General features: G+C 37.8%; 20 protein-coding genes and 2 tRNA genes. 13 read left to right on the plus strand and 9 right to left on the minus strand.

Annotation, left to right across the window (positions count from 1 at the left end):
• Positions 1–193 precede the first annotated feature (193 nt).
• From ABD692_RS12845 to ABD692_RS12885, 9 genes are all read left to right on the plus strand, one after another.
• A complete protein-coding gene (locus ABD692_RS12845; protein ID WP_344767560.1) occupies positions 194–751 on the plus strand; it encodes an RNA polymerase sigma factor in 558 nt (185 codons plus the stop codon).
• A 68-nt stretch (positions 752–819) separates the two neighbouring features.
• The gene (locus ABD692_RS12850; RefSeq protein ID WP_344767562.1) at positions 820–1,764 is read left to right on the plus strand and encodes a FecR family protein; all 945 of its coding nucleotides are present in this window, start codon (positions 820–822) and stop codon (positions 1,762–1,764) included.
• A gap of 217 nt (positions 1,765–1,981) precedes the next feature.
• Complete coding sequence (locus tag ABD692_RS12855; protein ID WP_344767564.1) at positions 1,982–5,203, plus strand: SusC/RagA family TonB-linked outer membrane protein; 3,222 nt, start codon at positions 1,982–1,984, stop codon at positions 5,201–5,203.
• Between the two features lie 11 nt (positions 5,204–5,214).
• On the plus strand, positions 5,215–6,735 hold the full coding sequence (locus ABD692_RS12860; RefSeq protein ID WP_344767566.1) for a RagB/SusD family nutrient uptake outer membrane protein: 1,521 nt from the start codon (positions 5,215–5,217) through the stop codon (positions 6,733–6,735).
• Positions 6,729–8,582, plus strand: a complete 1,854-nt coding sequence (locus ABD692_RS12865) for an alkaline phosphatase (protein WP_344767568.1) — start codon at positions 6,729–6,731, stop codon at positions 8,580–8,582. Before ABD692_RS12860 ends, ABD692_RS12865 begins: the two co-directional genes overlap by 7 nt.
• A 150-nt stretch (positions 8,583–8,732) precedes the next feature.
• A tRNA-Lys gene (locus tag ABD692_RS12870) sits at positions 8,733–8,805 on the plus strand.
• A gap of 247 nt (positions 8,806–9,052) precedes the next feature.
• Positions 9,053–10,264 carry a site-specific integrase gene (locus tag ABD692_RS12875; RefSeq protein WP_344767570.1) on the plus strand — a complete coding sequence of 404 codons (1,212 nt, stop codon included), beginning with the start codon at positions 9,053–9,055 and terminating at the stop codon, positions 10,262–10,264.
• 68 nt (positions 10,265–10,332) lie between these two features.
• On the plus strand, positions 10,333–10,836 hold the full coding sequence (locus ABD692_RS12880) for a DUF6922 domain-containing protein (protein WP_344767572.1): 504 nt from the start codon (positions 10,333–10,335) through the stop codon (positions 10,834–10,836).
• Positions 10,758–11,498, plus strand: coding sequence for a nucleotidyl transferase AbiEii/AbiGii toxin family protein (locus ABD692_RS12885; RefSeq protein ID WP_344767574.1), 741 nt, complete (start codon positions 10,758–10,760; stop codon positions 11,496–11,498). The genes ABD692_RS12880 and ABD692_RS12885 overlap by 79 nt, the downstream gene beginning before the upstream one ends.
• Before the next feature lie 13 nt (positions 11,499–11,511).
• Here the strand turns inward: ABD692_RS12885 and ABD692_RS12890 are convergent, their stop codons facing one another.
• The 6 genes from ABD692_RS12890 to ABD692_RS12915 all read right to left on the minus strand — a co-directional run bounded on the left by ABD692_RS12890 (position 11,512) and on the right by ABD692_RS12915 (position 15,378).
• Entirely contained in the window at positions 11,512–11,715 is a 204-nt protein-coding gene (locus tag ABD692_RS12890) for a hypothetical protein (RefSeq protein ID WP_344767576.1), read from the minus strand.
• A 108-nt stretch (positions 11,716–11,823) separates the two neighbouring features.
• Positions 11,824–12,756, minus strand: coding sequence for a WD40 repeat domain-containing protein (locus tag ABD692_RS12895; RefSeq protein WP_344767578.1), 933 nt, complete (start codon positions 12,754–12,756; stop codon positions 11,824–11,826).
• 167 nt (positions 12,757–12,923) lie between these two features.
• Complete coding sequence (locus ABD692_RS12900) at positions 12,924–13,226, minus strand: hypothetical protein (protein ID WP_344767580.1); 303 nt, start codon at positions 13,224–13,226, stop codon at positions 12,924–12,926.
• A complete protein-coding gene (locus ABD692_RS12905) occupies positions 13,207–13,992 on the minus strand; it encodes a hypothetical protein (RefSeq protein WP_344767582.1) in 786 nt (261 codons plus the stop codon). The genes ABD692_RS12900 and ABD692_RS12905 overlap by 20 nt, the downstream gene beginning before the upstream one ends.
• On the minus strand, positions 13,974–14,534 hold the full coding sequence (locus ABD692_RS12910) for a hypothetical protein (protein ID WP_344767584.1): 561 nt from the start codon (positions 14,532–14,534) through the stop codon (positions 13,974–13,976). The genes ABD692_RS12905 and ABD692_RS12910 overlap by 19 nt, the downstream gene beginning before the upstream one ends.
• Positions 14,491–15,378: a HEPN domain-containing protein gene (locus ABD692_RS12915; RefSeq protein WP_344767586.1), complete on the minus strand. Its 888-nt coding sequence runs from the start codon at positions 15,376–15,378 to the stop codon at positions 14,491–14,493. The genes ABD692_RS12910 and ABD692_RS12915 overlap by 44 nt, the downstream gene beginning before the upstream one ends.
• A gap of 123 nt (positions 15,379–15,501) precedes the next feature.
• On the opposite strand from ABD692_RS12915, the gene ABD692_RS12920 reads away from it, so the two are divergent.
• From ABD692_RS12920 to ABD692_RS12930, 3 genes are all read left to right on the plus strand, one after another.
• Positions 15,502–15,864 carry a helix-turn-helix domain-containing protein gene (locus tag ABD692_RS12920; RefSeq protein ID WP_344767588.1) on the plus strand — a complete coding sequence of 121 codons (363 nt, stop codon included), beginning with the start codon at positions 15,502–15,504 and terminating at the stop codon, positions 15,862–15,864.
• Positions 15,865–16,268: 404 nt separating this feature from the next.
• The gene (locus ABD692_RS12925; RefSeq protein ID WP_344767590.1) at positions 16,269–17,477 is read left to right on the plus strand and encodes a DUF3800 domain-containing protein; all 1,209 of its coding nucleotides are present in this window, start codon (positions 16,269–16,271) and stop codon (positions 17,475–17,477) included.
• Positions 17,478–17,586: 109 nt separating this feature from the next.
• A tRNA-Ser gene (locus tag ABD692_RS12930) sits at positions 17,587–17,663 on the plus strand.
• Positions 17,664–17,735: 72 nt separating this feature from the next.
• On the opposite strand, the gene ABD692_RS12935 is transcribed toward ABD692_RS12930, so the two are convergent.
• From ABD692_RS12935 to ABD692_RS12945, 3 genes are all read right to left on the minus strand, one after another.
• On the minus strand, positions 17,736–18,713 hold the full coding sequence (locus ABD692_RS12935) for a DUF5712 family protein (protein WP_344767592.1): 978 nt from the start codon (positions 18,711–18,713) through the stop codon (positions 17,736–17,738).
• A gap of 3 nt (positions 18,714–18,716) precedes the next feature.
• On the minus strand, positions 18,717–19,265 hold the full coding sequence (locus tag ABD692_RS12940) for a BfmA/BtgA family mobilization protein (RefSeq protein ID WP_344767594.1): 549 nt from the start codon (positions 19,263–19,265) through the stop codon (positions 18,717–18,719).
• Positions 19,266–19,594: 329 nt separating this feature from the next.
• Complete coding sequence (locus ABD692_RS12945; RefSeq protein WP_344767596.1) at positions 19,595–19,855, minus strand: helix-turn-helix domain-containing protein; 261 nt, start codon at positions 19,853–19,855, stop codon at positions 19,595–19,597.
• Between the two features lie 428 nt (positions 19,856–20,283).
• Here ABD692_RS12945 and ABD692_RS12950 point away from each other — a divergent pair.
• Positions 20,284–20,551 (plus strand): transposase (locus tag ABD692_RS12950; RefSeq protein WP_344767598.1); only part of this gene is annotated, 268 nt, incomplete at its 3' end.

The following is a 20,551-nucleotide window of genomic DNA, read 5'->3' on the forward strand; positions in this document are numbered from 1 at the left end:
AATTCTTTCTGTTCAGATTATCTAAAATTTATGCATAGAATTGCTCCCCAACTTTTTTGCTTGATCCGTACTCTATTAGACTTTATTGCTGCGAACCTGAAAAGCAGTCATCTCTAAAAACTTTAGCCTTTAAGATTTATTAATATTAAAGGAACATGGGTGAAGTAGTTTTGCTTAATCAAAAAAAACAGCATTGAGCGAATTACTAATTGCATCTTTAAAACGTGATGATAGCCTTGCAATGGAGCAAATATTCGGCATCTATTGGGAAAAGGTATTTGATGCTGCGTTTAGAAAAGTTTGTAATGAGGATGTTGCTCAAGACATTACCCAGGAAATATTCATTTCGCTGTGGGAGAATCGGAAAAGTTTAGAATTAACCGGAAATCTCTCTGGATATTTGCATGGCGCTGTAAAATACAAGGTGATTAACTATTTCAGATCCAATGCTATTAAAGAAGGTCATCAGGCAGAATTTGCAGTTTTAATGAATCAGCAGCATGTAAGCACAGCCGACGAAATTTTAATTCTACGAGATACTTCCAAAGAGGTTGAAAATGCGTTGCAAAGTTTACCAGAACGTATGCGGCTAATAATTTCGATGAGCCGAAAACAAGATAAATCGATAAAAGAAATTGCCGCTGAACTAAATATTTCTGCACAAACGGTTAAAAACCAAATTACTGCGGCAATGAAATTACTCCGTGAAAACCTCTCCTATGTGTTGTTTATAACCTTTTTTATCCGTTAATAGAAACTTAACAAATACGTAACATCTTTCGTTAGTACTATTTTAATTTTGAAACGACATGTATTCAAATGACGGAAGAAGAAGCAAAACAGGTGCTGCAAAAATATTTGGATGGAAGGGCAAGTACTGCCGAAGTTAAACAAGTCGAGGATTGGTATACTCAATTGGATGTTCCTAACCAGGAAGTTTCCGATGAACGAAAACTCTTAATCCGATCTGAGATATTGGTAAACATTAGAACGGCTATAGCTAAAAAGGAGAATAGAAGATCTTTTTCAGCTACTTATTGGTTCAAGATAGCAGCTGCGGTTACTATACTGGGCTTTATATTTTTTGGATTGTGGAAGCAAAAAGATCAGTACAAAACGGCTTCAACTCAAACTATTGTATTTACAAAAGCAGGCGAGCGGAAAAATATAACCCTTAATGATGGCTCGGAGGTTACACTAGAACCTTTAGCTAAACTAACTTACCCAGGCAAATTCGGTAAAAACTCGCGTAAAATTAAGCTTTTGGCTGGCGAAGCCTTTTTCTCTATAGCCCATGACGAGCAAAGGCCTTTCCACGTCGAGCTTCCTTCAAATTTAAATGTTAAGGTTTTAGGAACTTCATTTAGAATCCGTGCCGATATCGCAAAAAATGAGATAGAAGTTGCTGTTGCTACAGGTAGAGTTGCGGTAAGCAACAATGGTAAACTCATTAGTAAGCTAGTCAAGGACGAAGTTCTTCAATACAGTAAAACTACAGGGCAATCTTCAATTCATATAAACAAGCTCATCACTCCAGTTAAAATAGAATTTAATGGCTCTACCCTTGGTCAGGTAATTAAGCGGATCGAATATGTGTACAGTATTAAAATTTCGCTTTCAGATAAATCGCTCTCTAACTTGAAGAGTACAGCAACCTTTAATAGTGTTCAGCAGCCTAATGAAATTCTTGACATTATTTGCAGTCTGCACCACTTAAAATTCAGTTCAGATAAAAATCGTAAAACATTTAAAATATATAAATAATGAGCGGCTAAGTCATTTAAAGAACCTGTCCGCGTGAATTTTTAAAGGACAAATCACAACAATTTACTAATTATTACAAGCAATCAAACAAATGAAAACAACCTCGTCCAAGAGGACTCTATCTCCTTATCGAATCATGAAATATTCGTGTTTAACATTTTCAATTATCTGCATATTCTGCAGTTCCCTTCTCGCATCGTCTGGCATGGCCCAACGATTGGCGAAAAGCAAGGTTAGCATTAAAATAAGTAAGGGAACCAAACTTAGTGATATTGTTCGCGAAATCGAAGGCATTTCAGGGCTCAATTTCGTTTATAATCCTGATCTTCTTCAAGAAAAAAACACTTATGTAAGTGGAGAATTTAAGATGGAGCCCGTTCGCTCTTTATTAGATAAATTGGGGCTCAGTGTTGTAGAAAAGGACGATTATGTAATATTAAATAATGCAACTTTTAACAAGCCCGACAGGATTGTAACCGGTACGGTTAAAGATTCTACAGGTTTGGCGTTGCCTGGTGTATCTGTTAAGGTAATTGGTACGCAAACAGGAACGATTACTGATGCTAATGGTGCATTCAGAATTGAAGTTGGCGGACAAACGGTGCTCTCCTTTTCGATGATTGGTTATCGTACAAAAGAAATTGCAGTTAATGATAACCAGATAATCAATATTGTACTAAGCGAGGAAAGAGCCTTGTTGGCTGATGTAATTGTGGTTGGTTATGGAACGCAGAAAAAGGAAACTTTAACGGGAGCAGTAAGTTTAGTTTCACTTGATAAATTATCATCAAGATCGGTGAACAGTGTGGGCGAAGTTTTGGCAGGAAAATCTCCTGGTGTAATTGTTACCAATGAAGGCGGCGACCCTACCTCTACCCCACGAATCAACATTAGAGGTGCAGGCGGTATAAATGGCGAAAGCGTTCTTTATGTGATCGATGGTTCTATTTTCTTAGGTACACCACAGCTAAATCCTAACGATATTGAATCTATCTCGGTATTAAAAGATGCTGCGGCAGCAATTTATGGGGCTCGTGCCTCGGGTGGTGTAATTTTAATTACAACCAAAAAAGGAAAAAAAGGAAAAATGCAAATTGCTTTCGATGGTAAGATAGGTCAGCAATCTGTCTGGAAAAAGTTGGAGGCACTTAACGCAGTACAGCGTGCTCAGGTTGCGGCAACTGCCGCGAAAAATGGCGGAACAACGATTTTACCTGCTTTTGATCTAACTAAATATCCTGATGGGCAGGTTACCCGAACCAATTGGATGGACGAAGTTTTTAGAGATGGAATGTTACAGGATTACAACGCTGCCTTAAATGGAGGAAGTGAGAAATCGAACTTTTATTTAAGTTTTAACTACCGTGATGCAGAAGGCATTGTTCTGAATACTAAAACCAAGCGGTATAATTTCAGAATTAATTCTGAGCACGAGCTTACTCCATGGTTAAAGGTTGGCGAAAATTTATCGTATAGCAGCACAAACGGAAATGGTGCAAATACAAGTAGTGATTACACTGGAGCACTTTTATCAGCAATTTATTATCCAACTAATGGTACGCCTTATAACGCTAATGGGAGTTTTGCGGGTTTGCCTGGAGGTCAGTATGCTGGCGACTACGGAGATATTGTTAACCCTGTTGCCGAATTACAACGTATTGATATTAATAATCCCGTAAATGTTTTAGTTGTTAATCCTTATGCTACCCTTCAATTAGCTAAAGGTTTAACCTTTAAATCTAATTTAAGCATTACCAAGTCAAACTCACAGTTCAAAAGTTTCACACCGAAAAGACCAGAAGTCGGTAAGCCAGTATTAAGTAATAGTTTGGTTCAACGGTCGGATGCTTCGAACGATATTTTGGCCGAGCAAGTAATTAACTATCATACCAATTTTGGTGTTCACCAACTCGATTTTACGGGTGGTTATACCTATCAAAAAACAACGAGTAATGGTCTTTACGCATCAGGATCGGGTTTTGATGATGAATCTCATCAATACAGGTATTTAACTAATGCCACGATCATACAGCCATCATCAAGTTATTACGATGCAAAGTCAATTTCTTCTGTTTTCTTAAGAGCCAACTATAATTACAAGGAAAAATATCTTTTATCCTTAATTGGCAGACGAGATGGTTCTTCAATGTTATCAAAGGAAAACAGATTTAGAAATTATGGTTCAATTTCTGCAGGCTGGGCGATTAATAAAGAAGAATTTTTAAAATCAGCAAACTGGTTAAATGAATTAAAGTTAAGAGGAAGTTACGGCATACTTGGTAATCTGGGTAGTCTATCCACTTCGGCTGTAAACCCATTACTTGGTGCAACACAAAGTTACTTTGGGCAAACCCCAACCTTACAAAATGGTTACGTACAAACTATATTGGCAAATAAAAATCTTACCTGGGCAGAAAGCAAGCAAACCAATATTGGTTTGGATTTTACTGTGCTTGATCGATTGAGTTTAGTTGCCGATTATTTTATCAAGGAAACGGATAAGATGATTTTAACCCGATCGTTGCCTGGTACGGCGGGATTAAATACCCAAACCATTAATGCGGGTATTGTGAAGGATAAAGGTATAGAGTTGGGGTTAACTTATAACAGTGCAAAAAATACGGCTTTTACTTACTCTGTAAACGCAACACTTACCAAGTTAAACAATAAGGTTCAGGAATTGGCGCCAGGTTTAACAAATATCGCCGTTGGAACGAATTTCAGAAACGAATTAGCGCCATTAGCAATCACAATTGGGCAGCCTTTATACAGCTATTATGTTTTAAAAACAGATGGTATTTTCCAAAGTCAGGCTGAAGCAGATAATTATAAAAATGCAAACGGGCAAAAAATTCAACCAAATGCAAAAGCTGGTGATTTTAAATTCATTGACTTAGACGGAAGTGGTTCGATTGATGGCAAAGACCGCTATTTTGCAGGCAGTGCTTATCCTGATTTTTCTTATGGTTTAAGTTTTAACGCAAGCTACAAAAACTTCGATTTTAATGTTTTTGCGCAAGGTGTTCAAGGTAATAAACTTTTCAATGCTGTTAAAAGAACTACTTATAGTGCAAGTGGCCCATCTTACAACAAGTTGGTTGGTATTTTAGATGCCTGGTCGCCAGAAAATCCTAACGGAAAAGTGCCGATTATTTCAACAAGCGATAATAATGGAAACTTTAATGCATCCGATTTCTACATTGAAGATGGTTCTTACCTGCGTATTCGTAACGTAACCTTAGGTTATAGCTTACCAAAATCTCTTACAGGAAAACTTAAAACTGGCGCTATTAGAGTTTATGCAACTACAAACAACTTATTTACCATTACTAATTACTCAGGCTTCGATCCAGAAATCGGCATGGATAATAACGGTCTTGATGTTGGTCGTTACCCACAGGCAAGAAGCTTCATATTTGGTCTAAGTGTTAATCTTTAATCTATAACAAAATGAAAACGAATATAAAATACCTTGTAATATTAGCAGGAACAGTTTTTGCTTCATGCACAAAACAATTAGATATCGTACCAGAAGGCTCACCATCTGCACAAAACTTTTGGAAAACAAAAGAAGATGCTATTAAAGCTGAAGGTGGTATGTATGAAAAATACAATGAAGAAGATTTTTACGGCCGAGGCATGTTCTGGTTCATCAATGCCAGCGATGATATGGTGACTGGCCGTAACAAACCTGAAGCCGATAACATTAAAAATTTTAACCGTACTTATATTGGCGGAGGCTACACCGAATCGCAGTGGAGCATGCGTTACGCCATAATTAAGAGAGCGAACGATATTATTTCCAATGTTCCTGGTATTGCGATGGATGATAATCTGAAAAAACAAATTATTGGCGATGCGTACTTTAATGCGGGTTTGGTCTATTTTCAGCTTGCTGCAAATTATGGTAATGATAAAGCAGGGATACCGATTGTAATGCCAGAGTCTGATGCTTCAGTTGCTGTTCCAAGAGCTAAAAATGTGGCAGAGAATTACGATTATATTATCTCGTTATTTTTAAAGGCGGCAGATAATCTTCCAAACTTTACTGCAATGGCAACCACCGATTACGGTAAAGCGCACAAAACCGCTGCTTGGGCTTATCTATCAAAAGTTTATTTGTACAAGAAAGACTATGCAAATGCAGCTAAATATGCCGATATGGTAATCAATTCGGGTCAGCATAATTTGTTGAGTAATTTTGTAGATGTTTTCAAAGCCTCTAATAATTGGTCTAAAGAGTATATTTGGTCGGTAGTTTGTACGCCTAATGGTGGCGGTACAGGTTGGGGTAGTAAATTGCCAGGGGTAATGTTAACTAACAAAGCCTGGGGTATTTATAATGGGTGGGGTTATTATTTGCCAACTAAAGAACTTTTTGATTCTTACGAAACTAGCGATTTACGTAGAGATGCTACCATTTTAAAACCTGGAGATAAGTTTATGTTCTTTGGTACCGAACGCAGTTTTACTAAAGATGCAGGTGCCACATCAAATTATCAGTTTAAAAAATATATGGAACCGTTTTCTTATGCAAATCCAATCCCAACTCACGTAAATCCGAACGGAGATAATGGTACTACTGATTTGAATATGCCTTTGATGCGTTTTGCAGAAGTGCTTTTAATTAAAGCAGAAGCCGCCATTAATTTAAATGGTGCAGGTGGTGGCGATACAGAATTGAATAAAATTAGAGTTAGAGCGGGGTTAGTTTCAAAAACCGGGATGACATTGACCGATTTAAAACGTGAACGCCGTAATGAGTTGGCTGGTGAATGGGCCGATCGCCATCGCGATTTAGTAAGGTGGGGAGACGCGGAAACAACGTATGCCAAACCATTGCATGATTATGATGGCGCTGTAATCTGGCCAGCAAGAACTTTCAATCCACAAGTGCATGATGTTTGGGCGGTTCCGCAAAGAGAGATTGATAACAGTTCGGGTGTAATAAAACAAAATCCAGGATGGTAAAAAAAACTAAATTTATTTGGTTGTTATTTGTAGCCTTTGGCATTCAGTCGGTTTCTGCACAGCAGAAACTGACTGCCAATAACGGCCATAGTCATAACGATTATAAGCAACAAATTCCCTTGCTGGAGGCTTATTATGCAGGTATGGGTTCGATCGAAGCCGATGTGTTTTATCGTGATGGAGAATTATTTGTAGCGCATGAGAGTAAAGAAATAGAACCTGGTAAAACATTAAAAAAACTTTATTTAGAGCCTTTGTTCGCTTTTTTTAAGAAGAACGGGAATCATGCTTATTCAAATCCACAGCTAAAACTTCAATTGGTTATCGATATAAAAGATGATTACCAAAATGTTTTAGCCACATTATTAAAGCAACTTAAGGATTACGAATTGGTTTTTGATCAGGATAAAAATCCATCGGCCATAAAACTTTTAGTGAGCGGAAACATCCCTCCTGTAGATAAATTTAGTGACTATCCTGCCTTTGTTTATTTTGATGGTCGGCCAGGTAAAAATTATACATCAGAGCAGCTGAAACATATAGGGATGATTAGCGATGACCTTTCTAAATATTCTGTTTGGAATGGAAAGGGCACACCAACACCTCCTGATTTAGAAAAAATGAAAGCTTTAATTGCCGAAGCTCATAAAGCAGGTAAACCATTTCGGTTTTGGGCAACTAAAGATAGTCCGAATAGTTGGAAAGAATTGGAACAAATGGGTGTTGATTGGATTGGAACCGATAATCCAGCAGCATTGAGTAGTTTTTATAAAAACAGAAGCAAATTAGAATTTGTCAATCCAAAGGGTTATCAACCTTATCAGCCTACATACAAAAATGATGGTTTACAAAAAAAGGTAAAAAATGTTATCCTTCTGATTGGTGATGGTATGGGGCTGGCACAAATTCAGGCTGGTTTAACGGCAAATTTCGGGCAATCGAACATCGTAAACATTAAGCACATTGGTTTTTCGAGAACTGAGGCTTTAAATTCTGACTTTACAGATTCTGCAGCTGGTGGAACAGCAATGGCAACTGGGCAAAAAACGAATAATCGTTATATTGGTGTTGATGCAAGTGGTCAGTCATTAACATCCATTCCAGATCGTATGTCTCAATTTGGTGTTAAAAGTGGCATTATCAGTAGCGGCGATATTACAGATGCAACTCCGGCCGCTTTTTATGCGCACCAAATTGAAAGAACGATGTCGCAGGAAATTGCTGCGGATTTTCTCAAAAGCCCTATCGATATTCTTATTGGTTCACGCCGTAAAAGTTTCATGGAGGGAAAGAATATTGATCTGATAAAGAAGTTAGAACGTAAAGGCTATCAAATTAAAACGAATCTATCCGATTTTACTTCAACAGAAGCGGGTAAACAAGTTGTACTTTTAGATGACTCTGCAACGAGAACTGTTATTGATGGTAGAGGAGAAATGCTTAAAACATCATTACTTAAAACCATTGCTATTTTATCGAAAAACCAAAGTGGCTTCTTCATTATGGCAGAAGGTGCACAGATAGACCATGGCGGACATGCAAATAATTTGCCAATTGCGGTTACCGAACAACACGATTTTGATAGACTTGTAGGTGAGGCGTTGAGGTTTGCCGATGCAAATGGTGAGACCTTGGTAATTGTTACGGCTGATCACGAAACTGGCGGGCTATCGCTTTTAGATGCATCATATAAAAAAGGCATGGTGCGTGGCAACTTTAGTACGGATGATCATACAAACATTATGGTGCCAGTTTTTGCGTATGGTCCAGGTTCGGGAAGTTTTATTGGAGTTTATCCAAACACATCTATATTTAAAAAAATTATCGAAGCCTATGGGCGGGAATAATTATTAATTAATAACTACTGCTTATCACTATCTAAAGATGTTTAAATCGGTATTACGGGCAAAGATTAAGTTTATTTTAATTTTTTATTAAAAAAATATTGTGAATTAAATTAAATTCCTATATTTGCACCTCCTTAAACAAAGGGAAATGATTCCGTAGCTCAGCTGGTAGAGCATTACACTTTTAATGTAGTGGTCCTGGGTTCGAATCCCAGCGGGATCACAGACAATAGTATCAAAACTACGTAAAAGCTTGCAAATCAAATGATTGCAAGCTTTTTTGTTTTAGTGGAAAACCTAAATTACTCACCGATTCTCATATTAAAAGTGTGTAATTCGGTGAGTAATTCAGGCGGTAAAAGAACTCACCGAATTATTTATAACCACTTGTTTAACAAGTCGTTCGACCATCGAACGTCTTGACGTTTTCAGACTGCAGGGCTAATTTTGTTAACCTTAATTCAGTTTATATGAAAACTAATTTTAGCCTGCTTTTTTATCTTAAAAAGCAGAAAAACTACCATGGCGGCCATGTGCCAGTTTATTTAAGAATAACCGTTGGCGGAAAAAGGGCAGAAATGACCAGCGGACTTGAGTGCGATCCTGAAAAGTGGAATACCAAATCAGGCAGACAGGATGGAAAAAAGGAAGATGTCAGAAGCTTTAATGCTCATCTGGACAATCTCCAGTCAATTATCAACCAGGTTTACAGGGATCTTTTTGATGCAGGCGAAGTTATTACATCCGAAGGCATTAAGTGCAGATTTATCGGGCGGGAAGTCAGGAAGCACACCTTGATGGAAGGCGTCAAAATTCATAACGAAAAAATGGAGGCTTTGGTTGGAAAGGAATATGCCATTGGTACCTTGAAGCGCTTTCAGGTCTTGGAAAGACACTTAACCGCTTTCATGAATGAGAAATACCAACTAACAGATATTAATATCAAAGACATTGACCACGCATTTATAAGAGACTTTGATTTTTTCCTGAGATCAGTTAATGGTTGCGCTAACAACACGACAGTAAGATATCTGAAAAGCCTTGGAAAGATTTTGCGCATTTCAATGAGCTTGAAATGGATCGACAGAGATCCAATGCTTGGATACAAACTAAGAAGCAAGAATGTAGAGCGGTCGTTTCTCACAGAGGATGAGTTAACAAAAATTTCTGAAAAGCAGTTTTTAACTGAGCGGTTAGGTCAGGTACGTGATGTCTTTATCTTCTGCTGTTTTACAGGTCTTGCCTATTCTGACATAGAAAAATTACGCCTATCTAATATTAAAACTGGAGTGGATGGCAAAAAATGGGTTTATGTAAATAGAACCAAGACGGGAACACGGTCTGCTATCCCCCTATTATTACCTGCAATATCAGTTTTAGAAAGATATAACGATCATCCATATTGCGTCACTAAAGATCGGGCATTACCAGTTTCCAGCAACCAGAAGATGAACGAGTATTTGAAGGAAATCGCTACTGTATGCGGAATTGATAAGCCCTTAAGCTCACATATTGCAAGGCACACATTCGCTACCACCGTTACCCTTCTTAATGGGGTGCCGATGGAAAGCGTATCTAAGATGCTTGGGCATACAAATATCAGGACTACACAGATATATGCAAAGGTCTTGGATATCAAGGTAAGTGCAGATATGGCGATTCTAAATAATAAATATAATTAGATAAATAACCATTAACTGACAAATATTTAAAAATATTAGGCATTAACTTCTGTTTTGGTTAAGTTTGTATGATGTTAAAGGAATTGAATAAAAGAGTAATCGTTGTGCATTGGAAGAGATTTGCCAGTACGGACATCGACGTGTTTTCAAGTCTGAAGGGATTTTGCGACAGCTACCCCGCTTATAACTATCATACATTGAACAACTATCTTTCCAAAAAGAAGGTTCCATTCGAAAATGAGGAAATCAAAATCGAAAGACAGCCCCTGATACAAAAAGTTAGAAGACCCGACCTGCCCAAGGTATTGTTCTGGGACTTTGATTTTGACAAACTTGACTGGAACAGAAGTTATAGAACCGTAATGGAACGGGTGCTTGATAAAGGCAACCCCAAGGATTGGGAGGAGATGATCAGGTTTTACGGGATGGAAAATGTGGTAAACGCTCTTAAAAATGACATTACCTATCTTTCTGACATGACCATGGAAGCCGTTTGCGAATATTTTCAGTTGAGCAAAGAAAAACTCAGATGTTACACAAAGAAACAGTTAAACCAGGGACACTGGATCTAATCCAGACGCTGATGAAAGACAATCAGCTCAATTCTTTTTACCTCGTAGGCGGTACAGCACTATCGCTGAGGATTGGACACAGAGAATCCATAGACATTGACCTGTTCAGCTCTTCGGATTTTGATGGAAACGAACTGGCCGAACACTTACGAAATAAATACGGTGCAGACGTAAAACGCCACAAGGAAAATTATGTCAGTGGAAGTATTGGCGAAGTGGATTTTGATTTTATTTCGCACAAATATCCATCCATCAGACCGATTGAAAATATAGAGGGAATTAGGATGATGTCCAATCAGGACATATCGGCCATGAAGATAAACGCAATCGTTAATAGCGGACAGCGAATCAAGGATTTTATCGATATACACTACCTTTTAAAGGAAATGCCATTGGATGAAATCATTGGTTTCTACTGCCAAAAATATCCAAATGTAGATCCTAACACCGCCAAGTCGTCTTTAATGTACCATAATGATATCGACTTCAACGTTCCAGTAAAACTGATGGATGGAAAATTAAAGTGGCAGGATGTTCAGGGCAGTATAGTTAAAGCAGTACGGGAATACACCCGTATTCAGGAAATCAAAGCGCTGAACAATAAGCTGAAAGAAACAAGGAACGACAACAAAAATGAGCGAGGCAGAGGAATGGGTCGCTAGGTTAGCGAATGCACTACTCCAATCTTTTTGGTAAACACCGCTCCTGAACACAATCCATTTTCAAGACAAGGCTTTGCGGAAAAAAATACCTCGCCAGCTCTGCTGGCAGGGAAGATTTTTTTCCAGCAAACCCGCAGGGCATGGCCTTGTCGGAAATGGATTGTTCAGAAATTTGTGCGACAAAAAGTTGAGTGGAACAAATACCTGAATTATTCATTTGTTGCCTATCTTTAAATACCTTGAAAAAATAACAGGAATAGTTTTCTTAAGAAAGTTTTGTCTTTGTTCATTTATATCTAATTTAAACAATCACACAAAATGAAAATCATTTAAGCTCGGGTAATCTATAAAAGTTTATACTATTATTTATGGAGGATACTATCGCAAATTTCTGATCCTCTGAAAAAATTGCACAGGTATATTCAACAGTATTGATCTCACCAAAAGTTCTTACGAGCTGTCCATTTGATCGCCATAATTTTGCTGTGCCATCTTCACCTCCCGTAAGAATATATTTGCCATTTTTGGAAAATTGAGCTTGATTAATTTCATCGTCATGGGCTTTAAAAGATTTAAGCAACTTACCTTTTATACTCCATAATGCAACTTGTTTATCAAAACTAGCCGTCAATATCCGTTGTCCATCAGGCGAAAAGCTTGCCGAAGTAACACCGCTTGAATGGTAATTTAAGGTCTTTAATTTTTTCCCTGTTAAATCCCAAATAGAAGCCGAATTATCGCAACTGGCAATCACAATTTTTTTGTCATCAGGCGAGAAGCTTGCCTGATATATCGTACAATCATGCCCTTTAAACGTTCTAATAAGCCTCCCGTCCGAAGTCCATAATTTAGCTGTATTATCTCCTCCTCCACTTAATATGTATTTTCCATTATTTGAATAGGTCACAGTCTTTACATAGATCTTATCGGCTTTTACCACTTTAATTTTCTTACCATTAATATTCCATATGACAAAAGTTTCATCGCTTCCTGCAGTAATAAATCTTATATTATCTGGTGAAAATGCGACATCATTTACACTTCTTAGATGACCAGTAATTTGTTTAACTATTTCACCATTTTCATCCCACAATATGGCTATGTCATCAGCACTGCCAGAAAGCAACCATTTTCCATTTGATGATTGTGCTGTACCGTATACGGCTTCTTTGTGACCCTTGAAGTTCTTTTCGGGCAAGGTAGTTTGTGAAAATGTAAAAAGATTCAAGAAAACTAATAATGTAAATGATTTTATCATAAGGATAGAGAATTTTGATTTGGCGAAAATACTATGATATTTATCAGAATGGACAATTTGGATTGTAAATAAAAATGTAAACTTTGTAAATAAAAGTTAACATCATTCTTAATAACAAAAATCTTCTGTCAATCAGATCTCCATACAATTTTATCTTCTGCTATTTTCTAACTTTTTTGTTTCTGCCTGATTACGATATATGAAAAGTTAAGAAAGCTGATCATTTGATTAAAAAAGAATAGCATATCCATTATTTGCTCCCCTTCCGGGGATTCGGCTTCAAAATGTACCCAACCCTCGTATAGCTCTTTCATATTCGCCCTTGCCTCGTGCAATGGAAAATTTACAAAAAACTGCTCGAGCTCAGCATCAGCATTCCCAACTTCGCCATCACTAAGTCCTGAAGGTTGATAATCGAGTAGTTTTTTAATCTCTTCCATGTCGCTGTTTCTATCTGATTTCAAGCTCATACTGTTTTTTGATTTCATCTACGTATGGTTCGAAATGCTCCTTATAATATCCCTTAGGAATTTGAATCTTAAAGTTTTTACGACTAAAAAAAAGAACTACCCTAGAATCCGTTTCGCATTCCAATAGATACCAAACAGTGGGGTTTGCAGACGAACAGATGAAAAACATAGCAATCCTATCTTCGCAAAAATGCAAGACCTTTTCTTTCACCTTGAACCTCAACTTAAGTTCGTAATAATCACCCTTATCACTAAGTAAAAAATTTAAACTCGGTACTTCACCTGAGAATCTGGCAACCTGCATATCCTTTTTCATAGGTCTCTTCTGAATATTTCTCATCCCATAGGTAAACAGGTAATGTGTAAACGGCTCCCTCGATAGCATTGGGAGTGCTTTATTAAATAGTTCGAAAATCTTCCTCTTATTGCTGGAATTGAGATCGTCTATTTCGCCAGAACGTTCATCACTGTCTCCGTATTCCCTGAACTGAATCCTTGCAATCTTCTTCATTTCATAGCAGATGCTGTTCAGCTCAGTTTGATTTACGGACAGTTCAGATTGTTCAAAACTGTCGTCTTCTTCGAAAACAAACCCAGTAAAAGATTTTACAGTCTTATTATCCGCATTGAGGGTAAAGCTATACGGTATCAGAAATGGATAGTGGTTGGAATGGAACCTGACAGGATCGGTATTTGCAAGGCAATAACCAATAAGGTATTCCTGGTTTAAAGTAGCTAATCCATCATTCACAAGCTCTCTCTCCAATACCTTGCGTTCGGATATGTGCAGGAAATAATCATCTGGCCTGAAAAACCCTTGAATTCTTTTTTTAGCCTGATGTCTACTCCATACCTATCACAGATTACTTCAAGATATTTGGTTTTTCCGGTTGCTTCATTGAAGCATTCCGGCCAATAATACTCCTTAAAGTCATGAAATTCATTCCATAACATCGCCCTCAAAGTACGGTAGACATATCTTCCTAGATAATTTTCATCCGTATCAATATTGCAGCTTACCAATAAATGATCATACTCGACCTTCAGGTAAACTTTTACAGGGGGCTCATTTTCGAGCTTTACCCTAATTATCAATATCCCTTTCTTAAATGAAAGCACCTTTCTTTCAACCATGTAATATGGTCGGTTCCCAGCTCGAAGGTCTGTGTGTGACTCCAAAACGTTTAATCTCAATATGCGGGTGTTCTTATCAAACGGAAGTTTATAGAACTGGGATTTAGGTTTTCCGGCAAGGATTATTTCATCAGCCATTGCAAATTCCTCCTTTCTCTGCTTCCGCCTCTTCACATTCGGCAGTTAAAAGATTGATCTTTTTATCACAAAGATCTTTGGAGAGAATTAAAAAATTATGAACGAGGCTATAGAGTTTATCAGCATCGCCCATCTCGATATTGAAATTATCTTTATATCTGGCATGGCTGTAACTATTCATGAGCTTCTCAAAAAGCCTTCTGTTTTCTGGCGTTCCAAGCAAAAGCTCTCTCGGCTGCTCCGAGAAACATGCACAGATATCAAGTAGCCTGCCCAAATGGTGAATATCAGACCTGTACGCCATAAAAACCCTGATCATGGCAATGCAGGATTGCTCAACAACCTGGTGAAGCATAAACACACATACATTGAATTTTTCATTGCTATAACATTCACCCGCACCGTCCAAAAATCCCTGCGCCATTGGAATCCGATGATAGAGATGCTTCCGGGCTTTTTCGAGTGATATTTTTTTATCGAGGGTATATTCAGGAAACAGGTTCAGCGTGCCATCATGACTGTATAGCTGAATGCAAGTATTGAACACAGTTATAAAAAATCTGTTGTTAGCGGCGATTGAGGTATCGACGCTTTCCCTACTATGAACAATGACCGTGATCTTGCCATGATTAAAATGCGTATTTACATAGTCCTGAACACCATGCTCAATTCTGGTCGTGCCCTCGATAACCATCAATAAGTAATAGTGAAAATTGCTGCTCGTCTGTTGTGGTGAAAAGGAAGTACAAGAATTCTTTATCGAATTTATTTCACCGAACTTAAGAATATGCAATGGCGTGAACCGCTCTGCAAGTTCTCTAACAAAATTGGATAACGGCTCTTGCCGGTCCTCCACTGGCTTTAATGATTTTTTTTTCATATCTTCATCGTTATTATGAAGACCAATTTCGATTGGAAAAGGCGCGTACCGAACCAATAATTGTTGTTAAATACAAGCACAAGGTTGTTTTTAACTGTCGGAATTTTTTAAATATATTTGGCCATGGAAACCTCAGAAAAAACGAACAGAATGCATCTTGGTAGAAAAATAAGCCGTATCCGTGAACTGCGTGGAATGAAACAGGAAGCGCTTGCTACAGAACTGGGCATAAGCCAGCAGGCCATTAGCAAACTTGAACAAAGTGAGGAAATTGAAGAATCTACTCTTGATAGAGTGGCAAAAGCGTTAGGCGTAACTGCTGAAGGCATTAAGCACTTTACAGAAGAGACAATTTTTAACAATATCAATAATTTTCATGATAATTCAATTCAGAATAATTTCAATCCCATCGAGAAAATAGTTGAATTATATGAGCGTTTGTTGGCGAGCGAAAAAGAAAAAAGTGAACTCCTGAAAAAAATGTAGTTGTACTCATTCCCTGCCTTATTAATTAACAACACTGCTTCTGCACGTATTGTCTGTCTTGAAATTATATCCATGATGTCGACATGTATGTCTTTTAACATGTTGATTAAGAAAACGGCCATGGCCTTTGCTGGGGCTACCAGGTCAATCGATTGCAGGTTTTGCCTTAAAGTTTTGTTGGTCCTTATGTAAAATTCAGATCAAGCGTTTGACGGAGTTTTCGGTACAGATTTTCCTCCGGATCCGGGCTCTAGAGCTGGAAGCTTGCAAACACAATTGTTATGTGAGAAATGGTTTCCATGTTGACGTTAAGTCACATGAGAATTTAGTTTTTTAAACTAATTATCAGTGAGTTATCAAAATTCCTCAAAGTTTTATATATTTATTGAAAACCAAATATATAAATGGAACAATTAACGCCCGAACAATTTGATGAAGAGCTGGAGACGGGAGCTCACGACAATGTTGAACCGCCAATCGATGAACCACCGGAAACTGGGTCTGCTATTGATAAAATAGCGATAGAAGAAGCTGACGCGGAAAAAATTGAAAAGGAGAAAAACGAACTTTTAAATAGATTGGTGGCGAATAATATTGTTTACTTAAAAGATAGAGTGGCATTTATTCTGAACAATTCAATTGAAGCCAGAAACTCAGACATTGATTTAGCTTGGATGTATTGGCAAACTTATCAATCTGATAGGTTTGACGGAAAAAATATCACAAGAGATGAAATGATTAAGTTGACCAGGCTATCTTCGATAGCTAGAGAGAGGGCCCGTATCCAAAATCAATATAAGTTATTCCAAGCGGATCCAGAAGTTAAAAGGTTCAGATATATACGAGAAGGGGATTTCAAACAAGCCGCAATAGATGATAGACCGGAAGGCCATGGTTTCTATCATGTCTATATAGATGAAACCGGGAAAACTCAAGATTACCTATCAATTGGTTCACTTTGGATTTTGAAGCACGGGGGAGCCTCTGATGTTTTGAAGTCAATGGAGATAAACAAGTGGAAAAAGGATAGCGAAATTACATCAGAATTTCACTTTAACAAAGCCACCAAACATACTGCTGCCACTTACAAGATGTTCTTCGAAAAGTTTTTGACTCTGTTTCCAGAGGTGGGCTTTAAATTAATAACCGTAAATAAACAAGGAATTTCAGATCAAGGCCAAGCCATTGTGGACTTAACCTACCATCTATTAGATAAAGGTGTTAGACATGAAAACGAGACAGGACGCGCCCCACTACCAAGAAGACTGCAGGTCACTTTAGATGAAGAAGAAAAAGGTAGTGATCGTTTAAAACTGGAGAATATTAAAGAAAGACTAACTAGCCAAAAAATAGAGGGCTTACGTCTCGGACTATTTGAAACAGCTTCCTCCGCCGGAAATTATTTTATTCAAATAGTTGATCTTTTTACTGCAGCAGTCAACAGAAAGCTCCATAATCCAAATGGAGATTCTTTCAAAGATGATCTTGCTGATCATATATTAGAACTTGTAGGTTTGGACGTTTCTTCAATTGACAAAGAAAACTCTAATACCGACCAGTCGCACGTCTTTAATTTGTTAGATGAAGTTCCAAAATATCAAGTGGAAAGCTAAAATTGGAAATATATAAACTAATTTCAGTCTACCCTATCATTTACTATTGAATATTTATTACATTTAGTGATGTAAACTCGCCCGTAGAGAGAATTATTTAACATTGCCTCCGCTGGTGAAATTGGTAGACGCGCTAGTCTTGAAAACTAGTACTTCGGTGTTCGGGTTCGAGTCCCGAGCGGGCCACTTGATGGCGAGTTAGGAGTGATCTTTCTCGCCATTCTTTTATGGTGCATAATCACTATTGTTTCGGCAAACCTATTTACTAAGTCCTTGTGACTGTTGCAACTTTTTACGCCTCCGTTTCTCAGCTTCCTCGACAGAATCTGTCTGTGAGGATTCATAAGTAGGTTCCATCAAGATTTCCAATAACCCATTGCCAGCATCTTTTGCAATAGTCATCATATCGGTAACATTGGCAAAAACTCCATCTGCAATTCCTTTCGTCAAACTATCTATATTGATATCTCTTGAAATGTCAGTCGAGAGTTCCGAGATCATTTGCATCTGGGTTTTCTGTTCAGGAGTTCCGTTCTTCATAACATTTGCATAAATAAACTTATCCTTCAGCCCTCTCTCAAATTTGAATAGATTATCAAAAATCTCCTCACCAGACTGTTTAAATTCAGTTCGGTTAAATTGCCCTAGTTTTGCAGAATGTTTTTCATTCTTACCCTTTGAGGTATTTTGAGGACTAAGCTTAACTTTATTGCTCATATCTTTCCGACTCACAATCACTTGAACGTGCATTTGTCGTCCTTCTTTTCGATTGCCCTTTTGCTTTATTCCATTTTTTACTTCTTTGTCTGTGTACTTATAGTAACGATAGTTTTCAACCTTGCCAAACCATAAAAGATCGGTATTGGTATGGATACTGGGTCTTTTAAAATTCTTAGCGTATTCATCCATAACATTCACCGCAAATTCTTTGAGTTTCTCTTTTGCACCACTCTCTCCATATTGTTTAAAAAGATGTTCCAGTTCCTTTTGGCTTGGACTGATGTTAATTAGAAAAAACTTACTGTCATCACGGCCAAGCTTTGCAATGTTATTATCGATCTTAACTCGAACTTCCTGTCTCTTGATATCGTTTCTAACACCATTGAACCAGTTTTCGTAATCCGATACGGAATTTTTCCCATTCTTTAGATCATTCTCCTTTTCCAAATAATTGACCAAAGCTCCGCTACTGCCTTTGTTATTTCCCGTCTCAGATGCTGTGATGTTGATGTACATAGGCTAAATATTTTCAAGGGATTTTCTAACATGGCTTTGCAATTCCTCCTTTTTGGCAGCTGATACCGGCCATCCCAAAGATTCCCTCTGATTGATATAATAATTGAGTATCTCTCTAAAACTGGACTTGAGTTTACTTTTTTCATTGTGATACTGGTGAGTTCTGGAAATTTCTTTTTCCAGTTGCCCCATACGGTTAGAGATTCCGTCACTTTTCTTTTCCTCTTTCTGTAGATGTTGCCAGATTATTCTGAAATATTCTGTATGCTCTTTAGCTATGATAGTGAGTCCGTTACTATCGGTAAACATGGGTAACAGAAAATCCTTTTCCTGCTTTTTGAAAAATGATATTATCCTGCTTACCCCGTTTACCAGCTCTTTCTTAAGTAGCTCGTCGTTTAAATCGATCGGGTCTTTTTTTGTACCATAAAAATAATTAACCATCTGTATAACCACCAATTTTTTCGGTCTCCCCAGTTTCAACGAGATTCTTTCCAGTTTTTCATCAGTTGCTTTTGGATATCGCACAGACTTAACATTGATATCTTCCATTACCTATCTCCTTAAAAGTTCTTCTCCAATTCTATATTAAGCTTCACTTCACTCCCCAGCTTTGGGTGCCATGAGGGCTTATATTTAATAAAACCACTTTCCTTCAGCTCCCTGATATTTTGTGGTATGTAGAAATAGATTTTATCCTTGAAAACCGCATAAGCGTTTTTCTGCTTACATTAAATGGTAGTGTTAAATCCTGATTATTACAACATTGAACCAATGCAATCAACATGCTTAAATGTGTTGGGAAAAAATGTGGCTGCTCGGACGCATGGGCAAAGTATCTGCGCAATCCTTTGTGGTACAAATTTTCATCTTTCTTCATTTCATTTCCCCTCCATCATCTTATCAATTTTTTCCCGGCTGTAAAACATGGTTCCCCCAACCTTACGGAATGGCAAATTGCCATTGATACGCAGGTTTTGTAATGTACCTGGCGAAATATTGAGCATTTTCCTTACCTCAGCACTCCTCAGCCATGATTTGTTTGAGGTACCACTATTATTTTTTAAAATATTTTTCATTTCAATCAGCATTTCTGTCTTGAACTGCTGCAGATCATCCATTGTAATGATGTCCATCTTCATAATTAGCTCCTTTCATTCTGATATATGCATTGATGCACATATAGATATATTTTTACATTAAATATTTGGTATACCTTGAAGTATACCGTTTAATCTTTCTATCGGCTTGAAAAGCCGACAAGTATCCCCGGAGGATACTTGAAACCCCTGTAGCGATAGCTCAGGGCAAGCAAGTAGGGCCACTGCCCAACTTCCGCTTGCTCAGCCCCCGAAAAGGGGACTGACTGCCTGAACCGCCTATCTACCGCCAATCACAGCACCCATAAAAACGCCACAACCTTTTGGACTGCCCCGAATTATTCTGCTGTGCAAGTGGTTTTTGTTACACATAAACCATTGTTATGTGGATATATATCTATGTTGTTATATGGATACTGTCTTGTCCGGAATTAGGTTTACAATTTTGAGCACATAAAACTCAATAAAAGATGAAAATTGTAAAGCATTATTCGGACGATTTCAAACGCGAGGTTGTTCAACATTACCTAAGTTCTGATGACAGCATGCAAAAAACTGCTGATAAATTTAAATTAGCTGTTCATGCATCAGTTGGGCAATGGGTTAGTAAATTTGGTGGTGAATTCAGAACACCTGTTATGAACAAACCTCTAAAAAAGTCCAAAACCGAGACGCCTGATACTCATCAGGGCATGGCTAAACGTATTCAAGAATTGGAAGAAGCTCTGGAAAGGGAAC

Origin of the sequence: Pedobacter ginsengiterrae, from assembly GCF_039537385.1 — a bacterium.
Lineage (GTDB): Bacteria > Bacteroidota > Bacteroidia > Sphingobacteriales > Sphingobacteriaceae > Pedobacter > Pedobacter ginsengiterrae.

Excerpts from the sequence above, each read along its gene's own strand:
- ABD692_RS12850 (WP_344767562.1), top strand. The coding sequence starts at position 820 with ATGACGGAAGAAGAAGCAAAACAGGTGCTGCAAAAATATTTGGATGGA.
- ABD692_RS12860 (WP_344767566.1), top strand. The coding sequence starts at position 5,215 with ATGAAAACGAATATAAAATACCTTGTAATATTAGCAGGAACAGTTTTT.
- ABD692_RS12865 (WP_344767568.1), top strand. The coding sequence starts at position 6,729 with ATGGTAAAAAAAACTAAATTTATTTGGTTGTTATTTGTAGCCTTTGGC.
- ABD692_RS12875 (WP_344767570.1), top strand. The coding sequence starts at position 9,053 with ATGAAAACTAATTTTAGCCTGCTTTTTTATCTTAAAAAGCAGAAAAAC.
- ABD692_RS12880 (WP_344767572.1), top strand. The coding sequence starts at position 10,333 with ATGATGTTAAAGGAATTGAATAAAAGAGTAATCGTTGTGCATTGGAAG.
- ABD692_RS12890 (WP_344767576.1), bottom strand. The coding sequence starts at position 11,715 with ATGAATAATTCAGGTATTTGTTCCACTCAACTTTTTGTCGCACAAATT.
- ABD692_RS12895 (WP_344767578.1), bottom strand. The coding sequence starts at position 12,756 with ATGATAAAATCATTTACATTATTAGTTTTCTTGAATCTTTTTACATTT.
- ABD692_RS12900 (WP_344767580.1), bottom strand. The coding sequence starts at position 13,226 with ATGAGCTTGAAATCAGATAGAAACAGCGACATGGAAGAGATTAAAAAA.
- ABD692_RS12915 (WP_344767586.1), bottom strand. The coding sequence starts at position 15,378 with ATGAAAAAAAAATCATTAAAGCCAGTGGAGGACCGGCAAGAGCCGTTA.
- ABD692_RS12920 (WP_344767588.1), top strand. The coding sequence starts at position 15,502 with ATGGAAACCTCAGAAAAAACGAACAGAATGCATCTTGGTAGAAAAATA.
- ABD692_RS12925 (WP_344767590.1), top strand. The coding sequence starts at position 16,269 with ATGGAACAATTAACGCCCGAACAATTTGATGAAGAGCTGGAGACGGGA.
- ABD692_RS12935 (WP_344767592.1), bottom strand. The coding sequence starts at position 18,713 with ATGTACATCAACATCACAGCATCTGAGACGGGAAATAACAAAGGCAGT.
- ABD692_RS12940 (WP_344767594.1), bottom strand. The coding sequence starts at position 19,265 with ATGGAAGATATCAATGTTAAGTCTGTGCGATATCCAAAAGCAACTGAT.
- ABD692_RS12945 (WP_344767596.1), bottom strand. The coding sequence starts at position 19,855 with ATGAAGATGGACATCATTACAATGGATGATCTGCAGCAGTTCAAGACA.